Below are 11,095 nucleotides of genomic sequence, written 5' to 3'. Positions count from 1 at the left end.
GGCTATTCCTATAATATATTTTGTTTTTCAGGAATATGTGGAAAACTGGGAAACGAAAACAAACCCTCCTCAATGCAACGTTGAGAGGGTTTTTGAGTTCTATTTCAACAACCAGATCACGAATAATAGAAAATTAGTCATATTATCGATTTCAGGCCATTTTACGTGTAGGACTTCAAGTTTGGATGGTTTCATTAGAATCCGTTTTCACCTAAGATTGCTTTACAACAACGTTGCTAAGAGAATCGAACTTTTACAAAATTTGAATTTGCGACTTTAGCAAGGTCTGTGCGGTTTAAAAGCCTTGGGGGTGCACCGCACAATTATGCCAGGCACCGCTTGAGGTGGATGTCTTCCAAAAATAGGTATTTAATTCAAATGTCCTATGATACAATTATACGAGAACCCATTGAGTCAAATTGTGTGAAATAGACCATGCTGAACTGAATAAATATACCCAACTAAGGAGGAAGCTATGTCAATTCATAAATATATTAAAGATCATATCGAGTTATTGGGGGCTGCCACCTATACGGCTCCTTCCATTCCAGATAAGAAACTGAATGGTGCGCTGAAGTCGTATGCAGAGGAAGTGGAACTGGAGCATGTCATTGCTCTGAAGGATTCTTCTATTCTATCGACCGGAAAAGAAGGGTGTCTGTTTCTCGGAGAGGCAGTATATCTAAAAGCGGCTTTTGAGAAACCCATCAAGCTGGAATATGGGGCACTTGAAAAAGCTGCATACTGGACATCTGAAAAAGCAGCGAGCTTTGGAAAGGTGAAAAACATGGAACACGTGGAAGTTACCTTGAAGTCAGGGGAAACAATAGATATGGCCCCCCATTTGCTGAACGTTAACTATCGAGGCTTTGTCGCATTGCTGAATGGGATTCTTGAGCAGGCAGCCCAGGGGAAGGAGTTTGTCAACAGCTCCCAAGCCACCCCGCTGTCTGAGATGAGCGAACAAGTGAAGGGAAATTACATAAAGCTTGTCGTCAACTATGCGTACTTGGATGATTCCGTCATAGATGTTGAAGAATATATGGACATCATGTCACTGATTGCCCGAATCGACATCACCTCATCCAGCCGACTGGACATAAGAGGGTATATGATCGATCCTTCTTATGCGCAACCGATGGATTCGCTTATAGCAAGGCTAAGGAACGAAGTGGAAGAGAGTTCCTATGATCTTCTTAGCAAATCACTCTTTAAAGACACCCTCTACCTGTTCGGCCGGCGCAATGATATGACTCTATGGGAGCAAAATGAGTATATGAAAGCGTTAGCCGAATCGCTCACGATCACGCAAGAGGAAGCTACCCTTATGATTGCAGCGATCCAGAATGACGAGGATATATTGAAATATCGAAAAAATGACTCACAAATCACAAAATCGATGAAGGATATTGCTGCAAAAGCGGCCGGTGTCGGTGTTCCGCTGGCAGCCGTCTACTTTACTGGATCGGTTGCGGGGCTGAGTGCGGCAGGTATCACGTCAGGACTTGCTACCATGGGATTCGGAGGGATTTTTGGGTTTTCGAGCATGTTTACAGGGATCGGAGCCTTAGTCCTGGTTGGTCTCGGTACCTACCAAGGGATCAAGAAAGTGAGCGGCATCAGTGATATCCAAAATAATAAGCAGCGGGAGTATATGCTTCAGGCCATCATTCGCAATACACAAAAGTCGTTGTCATTTCTTATTGAAGATATTAATGGAATCAGCCAGCAGCTAATTGTGGAGATGAAAAAAGGCAATGAGAATTCAGAGAGGATCCAAAAATTGTCTGCGATGCTGGATATGCTGAGCCGGAGTGCGAAATTGAGTGTAGCGAAGCAAGAAGAAAACGAGATTGAGAAAGTAATCACCATGCTGCCAGCTAAATTGGATCTCGACCGTTTGAGCGGATTGACGAACAAACCGACGCTCGAAAAAGTGCGTCTTTTCATTCAATCTTGCTACGAAGAAAAGCTACCGGGACGACAAAGTGAGGAAGCCTTAGAATCCGCGAAGGCTGAATGCCGACTGCGAAGTGACTTGACACTAAATGAGGCGGAGGACTTGAAGAGTTTGTTTGACCAAATTGAGTATAACAAAGTTACGCAAGCTGTATTCGCATCTGCAGCTACAAAGGCCAAAGGGTTTTTCGGTGACCGCACATGAAGGCGTCCGACAAACTCTCACAGAAGACGATGAGAGACAGCGGAAAAATATTGGTGGCGCAGCAGCATATGCTGACAAATGCCAATCGGGTGATCGACCGGGCACAAGCGGACATCCAACAGCTCAGTTCCTTGAACGATGCGCACAGCCAGTCGTTGGATGAACTCTTGGCCATGGCAGAGCGGTTCACGTTTAATGGACAGCTGGACGCTGAAATGAACGCCTTTCAACCAGCATCGTTGGAATTCGAAAAGCTGCCTGAGGGAGATACGGAGCGTATCGATACAATTGATCTGAACGATGTCGATTCTTGGGAAGCATACCTGGCTGCAACGGACGCCTATATTCAACGCCATGACGTTGTATTACAAGCAGATCCCTTCCGACAGCTGATGACGGATCGGGAACAAGCGGAACTCAAGCGGACAATCCAGGAAGATTATAAGATGGCTGTTCCGAAGTGCGATAAATATGATTACGCGATTGCCGCTTGCTGCGGTGCAGCTGCTGGGTTGATCGACAGCTTCTTTGTCGGCATGCCAGCTACAAGTAAGCTAGGCGGCTGGACTGATGCGCAGACAGATACGCTGGTTAAAAAGTTTAGCCAATATGTATGGCATTCGGATAAGAAGAACGGGGCTAATCTGCGTAAAGAACCGGATACTATAGCGGGGGCTATTGGATACTTGGAGCGCCGTTTCAAGGTGAACTATGATGCGCGGTATGCAAGCGACCTGAAAACAGGCGGACTGGATCTAAATATGCGACCGAGTGATCATCATTTGAAGTCACTCGGTCATTCACCCGATTTGGTCGGTCTGTTTTTTTCTATCCTCGACCAATTTACCGGAAAAGCGAGCTTTATAGCGGAAGGAAGAATCATGAGGATAGAGCCAGTTGAAGGCACAGAAAAATTCGAACTGAAAGGTGGTAGTTTTTTGGGGAAACTGTTTGCCGGTTTTTCAAATTGGCTGGGACACCTGCTGTCCGATGCTGCTGGATCGAGTGGAACCAGAGGGCATGAAGACGGCCGGCGCGGATCGGGTATCCCCATTCCATTCTTTTCACTTTTCCAGTTGTGCGATTTCGGAGCCATTACGGTAAATGGGAAAAAGAAAACGTTCGCTGAATTTTCAACCGCGATTTTCGAGGCAGGATATGATGCTCGATTTGGTGCGACGATGGCTATCCCCGTGGCCTTTAACGAACTGGCCATACGGCTTGCCTGGTCGCTCAAGAGTAAGCTGTATCATAAAAGAACTTGGAAAGACTCGCTGCCCATTGGGTCGAAACCGGAACTCCGCCGCATGCTATCAGTCGGCCACGGAACACTCTGTATCGTTGATGCTGCAGATGCTGCAATTCGCTCATCAGGCAACGCCCTTCTCTTCGGTTTGCACATCAACCTCGCTGCCTGGTCGCGTTTCGGACTAATTTCATTGCTCGAAATCCGTGCACTCTATAAAGAAAAAGGGACAGACCTGCTCGCGTTAGAAGCAGACGTGCAGAAGGAGTGGGAACGGCTTTAATCTACTTAAGTGAAGGATTTACCAAGTAAATAAAGCGCTATTCTGACTATTTTTTGTTGATAAGTGAAAGCTGGATAATGGTGGTGGGAGAGTTTTTGTTGTGTGGAGAAAAAGGGAGTCCTATGCTGTAAAACAGCTTCTCGTGTACTATGCAATTTAGGTGCAATTATGTGAATAGTAATATGAGTTGAATTGAGAAGCTCTCTAATCTTTCTTGGATAGCGGACACCTGAATGCAGTATCATACGGAAAAAATTCAAAGAAATTTGCATGAGTTGTGGGAGACTCAGGCCAGTGCTTTCATAGATCATTTTAACAATCCCGCCTGAGAAAGTTGGACAACGTGTAATAGTTTGAATAATATACCATTTTAGATTGGCATCTGATACTATTAAAAAATAGAAAATATAGCATGAGGATTCAGATGATAGCGAGCAGCGGTATGAAGATGTATTTTGGTTGGGAAAGAAGGGAGGGTAACTAATGGACAAAATTATCGATTTGCATCTATCTTTTATGGACCGCCTGCTTGAAGAAGGGGATGTGCTACGGGAGTTAGAACGAGAGCGCATTTCTATATTACCTGGGTTTACAGAACAGGCGGAGCTTGTCCGCTCTTATTACAAAAAGTTTTACTCCAAGCCAGGCCATCGTATCGTCTTTTGTGGAATTAACCCCGGTAAATACGGCGCGGGGAAAACGGGAGTGCCATTCATCGACTTCCACGGTATTAGTCGGCTGCTGCCTGGACATGACCGAGAGGAAAAGGAGAGAACCGCCCAATTCATGCTGTCCATCATTGAGGAATATGGAGAAGGTGAGTTTCAAGATGCTGTATATTGTACTAATCTTTCCTGGTATGGTTTCCAGCGTGACGGAAGAAATTTGAATTACTATATTCTACCTCGTAACGTTCGACATCATTTTATCGAGTCTTTTGTGGAAGAGATGAAAATTGTACAGCCTTCTTTCATTGTCCCTCTCAGTGAAGAAGTGGGACGAACTCTCCGTCAACTGGTAAAAGACGGCCAACTGGACTACCCGATCGCAGAGCGACTTCCTCACCCTCTTCATGGTTCGTTTCCTACGAATCTGAAAAGAACGCAGATGAGGTATCACAAGTGCATCGAAGAGTATACAGGACTGCAACGAAAAGGAATTAGCCGTAGTTAAAGGCGGAATTTTCCTGTGCACCGGACAATTCATGCTCTATTCTGACAATTGAGTGGTCGTGCCTAGTATAGAAGCCTCCCAGGTATACACTGGGAGGCATTTTTATTTTTTTACATAAAAATCGCTACACTGCCTAGTTGTCTAATAGGATTTCGGGATCACTAAGATAGAAATTCCGTTTTCGTCAAACTTTTTTTCATATTTTCCTTCAGTTTTAAGGTAGCTGTGCATGAACTACGGGATTTATTTAAGCATCCGCGTAGTATTCATACATAGGTACCTTAAAAAGCTTAATAACTCAAAAGTCTAAGACAATTATTCTGGTAGGAGACTTGCTCTCATGTTCAGCTAATCAGACATAACGAGAAGTTCATCCAACTTCTTCTCCTGCGATATTGATTATTGAGATTGGTTCTTTCCTTGTTTTTGCAACTATTAAACCTATAAAAAACCCGAGGGCACCTGTGATAATCCATCCAGCGCCATTTTCAAATAGCGGTATGAAATTGAAAACACTATTAATTGATTCTGTTGCGATGTTTGCATCCTTTAGCGCATCCAGAATTGCGACAAATCCAGCACCAATTACGGTACCCACATAAACCGACTGGTGGCCATCAAACAAGTTATTTGTAAATATTAAAACGATTAAAGCAATTGCTAAAGGATATAGTAAAAGCAAAATAGGAGATGCTAGTGTCAAAATAGTAGTCAGTCCAAAGTTTGTAATGACTAGACCTAAAAGAGCAAAGACAATTAACCACTTCTTATAACTGATAGATGGAATAATCCTTTCGAAATACTCCGAAACGGCAGCTAAACAAGCAACATTTGTTGTAATACCAGTTAATAGAATGACGATTCCGATGATATAAATTCCAATTTGTCCAAATAGGGCTATGGCGCTTTGAGCCAAAACTTCTCCGCCGTTTTCTTTATATCCAATTAAATTTATGCTAGAAGCACCTATCCAGGCCATGGAAACTTGTAATGCAACCAACCCGACTACTGTAATTAGCCCAGCTTTGATAAATACTTTGGAGACCGCCTTTTCAGATTTAATGCCCAGTGAGCTGATGGACTTAATGAATATACCACCAAATACAAAAGCTGCAAGAACATCCATTGTATAATATCCTTGTGTAAATCCTTTTAAGAAAGGAGCCGTAATATATTCTCCTTTAGGCTCTCCGAAGACTCCCATAGGTGTTAAAATGGACTTGGCAACTAAACCTACTAATAATACGATAAATATAGGCGTTATTACTTTACCTAATCGGTCTACAAATTTTGTCGTATTCCACGAGAGAATGATGGTAATTATAATGAATAGCAAAGAGAAAATAAATAAATAGACACCTTTACTCGATTCTGTTTGGACTAATGGATTTATACCAATTTCAAAAACGACAGATGTTGTTCGGGGTATCACATAAATAGGGCCAAGCGTCAAAAAGAGTAGGACGGAAAATACAGTAGCGAATAGAGGATGTACCCTTCCAGCAAGTTTTTCTACTGTCCCTCCTCCGCGTGTTAACGCGATAATTGCAAGAAAGACTAGTCCAACTCCTGTTATTAAGAAGCCGCTCATGGCAATCCACGTGTTTGTTCCAGCCTCTTGACCGAGCATCGGAGCGAATATAACATTACCTGCCCCTAAGAACATAGCAAAAAGCATAAAACCAATGATGATTATTTTTGAGAATGGTACCTTTGTCTCCATCCTTGTTCCCCCTTAAGTTGTAAATGTGAGCATACATCTCATATCCCTTTGTACGATTTACTTATTAATATTCTTCTTGCTTATTCTCCCCAGTAGAAATGCTGTTGTTCCAATTCCAATTAATGTATTAGTTTTTTTATTGAATACTTGTTTAGCGACAAGATTAAGGTTTTGTGGACGTTCTGCTAAACGACGCATGAAATAGCCGTACCAATCAATGCCGAATGGGACATATGTACAGAAATTATATCCCTCACCCGCAAGTTCGAGCTGCAATTCTTTTCTAAATCCATAGAGCATCTGGAATTCAAATTTATCTTTTGGAATATTATGTTCTTCTACAAACTTTTTAACATGATTAATGACATGATGATCGTGCGTTGCAATAGATGTGAATTTACCATTTAGCAAGTGGTACTCAATCAGCTTGATATAGTTCTGATCGATTTCTTTTTTGTCTTGAAAAGCTAAGTTCGCAGGCTCCTTGTAAGCTCCTTTTACAATACGTAAACGGTAATCCTTGTACTTTTCAATATCTGCTTCAGCTTGATAGAAATAGGCTTGAATGACAGTTCCAATATTCGAATAGTCTTTTGAAAGTTCATCGAGCAAATTGAATGAAGGCTGCAAATGACCGTGATCTTCCATGTCAAAGTTTATAAATATATTATATTCATTCGCTTTGGTAACGATTTCTCTAAGATTATTCAAACAAAATTGATATTCAATATCCAATCCAAGCTGGGTAGGTTTCAGCGAAATATGTGCATCCAAGTTATATTCATGTATCGCATCGATAACCTCGAGAATCTGTACTTTTGCGTCAATTGCTTCCTGTTTTTCAAATACAAATTCACCTAAGTTATCAATCGTAACTGATATGCCTTTTTGGTTTAACTGGTGAACACTTTTAATCATTTCTGGAATAGTTGTACCTGCTACAACCGTATGGGCACCTAACTTTAATCCCCACCGTTTGGCACCACTATTTAACACCTTATTTTGTGAAAGCATCATAAAAAAGTCTCTTGTTACACCCATTTTCCATTCCTCCAATAACTTAGTGTACACTCATTTTTTTACTCAAGAAGTGTTACTACAACTTCTTTATTTCAATAAAAAGCCTTCTCTATACGGATCTGTTGCATCAATTGAAAACTTATGGATTCCCGTTATCCAAGCAGAACCTGTGATTTTGGGAATAATCGCATCAATACCGTTTACAGTGGTATAACCGACGATTTCTCCTTTGAATTTTGAATCGATAATACTCTCTTGGATGATTGTTTCATTTTTTTTGAGATTTAAAGTGGCGAGTTTAGCACAGGTACCTGTCCCACAAGGTGATCTATCGACTTGACCATCACCAAAAACAACTGTGTTTCGGAAATGATTTTTTTTCACTTCCATGGTGAATTCTACAAGATCGATTGTGTTTATTTCCGGGATTCCCGGGTGCATTATGTTTAATTGCTCATTAGCGGCTTTTCGGATTTCCATTCCAAGTGCGGCTATCTTATCCTGTTCCTCAATGATTAGTTCGAAATTGAATTGTTTCGCATCGACGATGGCAAAAAAGCTTCCGCCGAATGCGATGTCCATAGAGATAGTACCGATTCCTTTTAGTGAAACGCTTACATTCTTTTTCAAAACAAATGCAGGAACGTTAATGAAAGAAACCTCCTTAACCCGATCATTTTCGTAAGCAATATGGCATTCAACAATTCCAGATGGTGTATCCAGTAACACTTTTTCTTTTTTTGCTATCAAGCCATTATTGATGGCCACAGTCACTGATGCGATTGTTCCATGACCACACATGTTCAGATAACCGCCACTATCCATAAACATAACTCCCAAATCGCATTCTTCATTGCAAGGATCAGTTAAAATTGCTCCAAACATATTTAAATGCCCTCTTGGCTCATGCATCAGTAATTTTCTTATAGAATCCATTTCAGATTGCATATAAATTTTCTTTTGCATCATAGTATCTCCAACGATTTCTGGAATCCCTTCTATTACAATTCTAGCTGCTTCACCCATCGTATGGGCATCAATCGTTTCGATATAATTTTTTAGTATGACCACTAGATTTCAATACCTCCCAAATAGATGAATTAGTTCTTCAATAATCTCTATTTGCAAGATGTGTGCCAACTTGTCGAAATGTGTCTAACGCTTATATTGCAATATCTTTTCATACTCCGTAAAATGAAAAGTGTACAGTATGTTTACAATTATGTAAATACAACGATAATGCACAATCATTATTATTGAAAAAGGGTGAGTAAAATAGTTAAAACTCCAAGTAAGCATTTATTTCATTACTTAAATACATTAATTGAAACGAGTTCAGATGCAATAATAATTATTAACACACTAGGGGAAGTAGAGTATTGGAACTCTCAAGCAGAGCAAATGTATGGTATTCCGCTAACTACCATTAGGAATAAAAAAATCATCAACTTCTTCAAAAAGGAAGACTTGAAAATAGTAGAGATCCTCGAAACAAAAGAAAAGGTTAGTAATGTCTATCATCTTCCAAGACCAGATAAACACGTATTAATCAGTTCATCTCCAATTTTTGATGAACAAGGAAATCTAATTGGAGCTATTTCAATCGATCAAGATATAACAAGTATTGTAAAACTGAATGACAAGCTAGCCTTAACAACCAATGAGTTGCAAAAAATCAAACAGCAATACAACTTACAAGAACAAATGGGTCCGCTATCTGGAATTATTGGAAAGGGTGTCGCTATACAAACTGCAAAAGAGTTAACACAAAAAGTAGCTAAAACGGATGCGACAGTACTTATACAAGGGGAAAGTGGAGTAGGTAAAGAACTGTTTGCGAAAGGTCTGCATGAAGCTAGTCTTAGAAAAGAGGAACCGTTTATCCCCATTAACTGTGGGGCTATCCCGGAAGCACTTTTTGAAAGCGAATTCTTTGGCTATGAAAAAGGAGCATTTACAGGTGCTAACAAGGATGGTAAACCCGGAAAAGTGGAAATGGCAGATGGTGGCACATTATTCCTGGATGAAGTAGGAATGTTACCATTGGATATGCAGGTGAAGTTATTAAGGGTCTTGCAAGAGAGGGAGGTATCCCGTATAGGAGGAGTGACCTCAAGAAAAGTTGACATTAGAATTGTAGCAGCAACCAATAGCGACATGGAAAGCATGGTTAAAAAAGGATTATTTCGAGAGGACCTGTTTTATCGATTAAATGTCGTATCTTTGAACGTACCTCCACTTCGGGAGAGGATTGAAGATATTTCAGACTTAGTAGATAGCTTAGTTCATGAGTTTTCTACAAAATATAATAGAGAACGGCCTAGTCTGTTGGATAGTGCAATGGATATGTTTAAAAATTATCAATGGCCAGGTAATATTAGAGAACTGCGTAATATTGTAGAAAGAATGATTATTTTTATTGATAAACCTACTATACATGCAGAGGATCTAATAGACATAATTCCGGTTACCATGAACAATGCACTAAATAAAGAGGGCTTGGCACAGGAAAAAGCATTATTAGAGTGCGATAGAATTAAAGAAACGTTACTAGAAACTTTCGGAAATAAAAGTGCTGCGGCAAAAAAATTGGGTATCTCGAGAGTGAGCCTTTATAATAAAATTAAGCAATACAATATCGAGTAAGCGCTGTGCACCACACAAATAGGATGAACAAGTATTCGGAAAAGTGCTGTTTATGCATTATACAAATATCTATTCCCTCTATTTCTTTCGTTAGTTCAGGGATGGTCTTTTGGAAGCTATAAGATTGACTTACTTTTAAAAAAATCGATTCGTTATCCCTGAAATGGATGCATTACTTTGTTTGCGTCACCCAACCTATCCTTTTGAAAGCGAATTCAATGTATAAAAGAACAAATATAAAACTAAAATGTTAGCTTGGAGATTGCGAAGGGTTGAATCGGCGCTGTTATAGTAGATTCACATGTATGAACATTTCTATAAATGATAACCTTAGATTAACTTGTACATTTCGTATGGTAAATGTTCAAGCTTTTGCGTCCATCGTAATCCAGAAACTTCAGGTAGTAAATCTCTATGATGCCCCCAATTAAGCAGGTGCATATCTTGCAATTTTGAATCGGGAAGTGAAGTAATACTTCTAGCATTATAAGCGGGCTTATGGACATAAATTAATAAGCGCTCCGCTAATACAATCTCCACTGACCATTCTTCTTCACTTTTATTTACCGGTCCATGTAATCTTCCAACATAAATTTTAGTATTATTGGAGTCGTTTGTATCGAGCCAATTTTCCTGTGATATTCTTTTTCCTAGAGTTTGAAGATCTGCTTTACCGATATACAGTAAAACGTCGCTTCCGTAAACAGGGTGCTTTCCATAAATTTGATAAATTCCATAATCCCATTCTTCATGATTCAAGGATGGAATATCCGCTAGTTTATACGGCCCCTCCCATTGAAGTTGAACTAAATGCGCTTTAGCCACTTGCATCATAATCGA

General features: G+C 40.3%; 8 protein-coding genes. 4 read left to right on the top strand and 4 right to left on the bottom strand.

The features are described 5' to 3' along the window. Nucleotides 1-475 precede the first annotated feature (475 nt). From RL70_RS17215 to RL70_RS04685, 3 genes are all read left to right on the top strand, one after another. Complete coding sequence (locus RL70_RS17215) at nucleotides 476-2,164, top strand: hypothetical protein (RefSeq protein WP_052245773.1); 1,689 nt, start codon at nucleotides 476-478, stop codon at nucleotides 2,162-2,164. After that, nucleotides 2,161-3,693: a hypothetical protein gene (locus tag RL70_RS04690; protein ID WP_052245772.1), complete on the top strand. Its 1,533-nt coding sequence runs from the start codon at nucleotides 2,161-2,163 to the stop codon at nucleotides 3,691-3,693. Before RL70_RS17215 ends, RL70_RS04690 begins: the two co-directional genes overlap by 4 nt. Nucleotides 3,694-4,176: 483 nt before the next feature. Then, nucleotides 4,177-4,866 (top strand): uracil-DNA glycosylase family protein, encoded by a 690-nt coding sequence (locus RL70_RS04685; protein WP_052245771.1) that lies wholly within the window; start codon nucleotides 4,177-4,179, stop codon nucleotides 4,864-4,866. A 370-nt stretch (nucleotides 4,867-5,236) separates the two neighbouring features. Here RL70_RS04685 and brnQ read toward each other — a convergent pair whose 3' ends face one another. The 3 genes from brnQ to RL70_RS04670 form a co-directional block, all read right to left on the bottom strand. Then, entirely contained in the window at nucleotides 5,237-6,589 is a 1,353-nt protein-coding gene (gene brnQ / locus RL70_RS04680) for a branched-chain amino acid transport system II carrier protein (RefSeq protein WP_039042227.1), read from the bottom strand. Between the two features lie 57 nt (nucleotides 6,590-6,646). After that, on the bottom strand, nucleotides 6,647-7,630 hold the full coding sequence (locus RL70_RS04675) for a proline dehydrogenase family protein (protein WP_039042226.1): 984 nt from the start codon (nucleotides 7,628-7,630) through the stop codon (nucleotides 6,647-6,649). Between the two features lie 66 nt (nucleotides 7,631-7,696). Continuing rightward, entirely contained in the window at nucleotides 7,697-8,680 is a 984-nt protein-coding gene (locus RL70_RS04670; protein WP_156137894.1) for a proline racemase family protein, read from the bottom strand. A 195-nt stretch (nucleotides 8,681-8,875) separates the two neighbouring features. Here RL70_RS04670 and RL70_RS04665 point away from each other — a divergent pair, with 195 nt between their 5' ends. Continuing rightward, entirely contained in the window at nucleotides 8,876-10,255 is a 1,380-nt protein-coding gene (locus tag RL70_RS04665) for a sigma-54-dependent Fis family transcriptional regulator (RefSeq protein WP_052245770.1), read from the top strand. Between the two features lie 330 nt (nucleotides 10,256-10,585). On the opposite strand, the gene RL70_RS04660 is transcribed toward RL70_RS04665, so the two are convergent. Next, a complete protein-coding gene (locus RL70_RS04660; protein WP_231567229.1) occupies nucleotides 10,586-11,089 on the bottom strand; it encodes a hypothetical protein in 504 nt (167 codons plus the stop codon). Between the last annotated feature and the right edge of the window lie 6 nt (nucleotides 11,090-11,095).

The sequence above is a fragment of the Sporosarcina sp. ZBG7A genome (genome assembly GCF_000813425.1).
In the GTDB taxonomy this organism is placed as follows: Bacteria; Bacillota; Bacilli; order Bacillales_A; family Planococcaceae; genus Sporosarcina.
The sequence above is the reverse complement of the archived record's forward strand: the minus strand, read 5'-3'. Positions and strand labels throughout refer to the sequence as shown.

Excerpts from the sequence above, each read along its gene's own strand:
- RL70_RS04660 (WP_231567229.1), bottom strand. The coding sequence starts at position 11,089 with ATGATGCAAGTGGCTAAAGCGCATTTAGTTCAACTTCAATGGGAGGGG.
- RL70_RS17215 (WP_052245773.1), top strand. The coding sequence starts at position 476 with ATGTCAATTCATAAATATATTAAAGATCATATCGAGTTATTGGGGGCT.
- RL70_RS04675 (WP_039042226.1), bottom strand. The coding sequence starts at position 7,630 with ATGGGTGTAACAAGAGACTTTTTTATGATGCTTTCACAAAATAAGGTG.
- RL70_RS04690 (WP_052245772.1), top strand. The coding sequence starts at position 2,161 with ATGAAGGCGTCCGACAAACTCTCACAGAAGACGATGAGAGACAGCGGA.
- RL70_RS04685 (WP_052245771.1), top strand. The coding sequence starts at position 4,177 with ATGGACAAAATTATCGATTTGCATCTATCTTTTATGGACCGCCTGCTT.
- brnQ (WP_039042227.1), bottom strand. The coding sequence starts at position 6,589 with ATGGAGACAAAGGTACCATTCTCAAAAATAATCATCATTGGTTTTATG.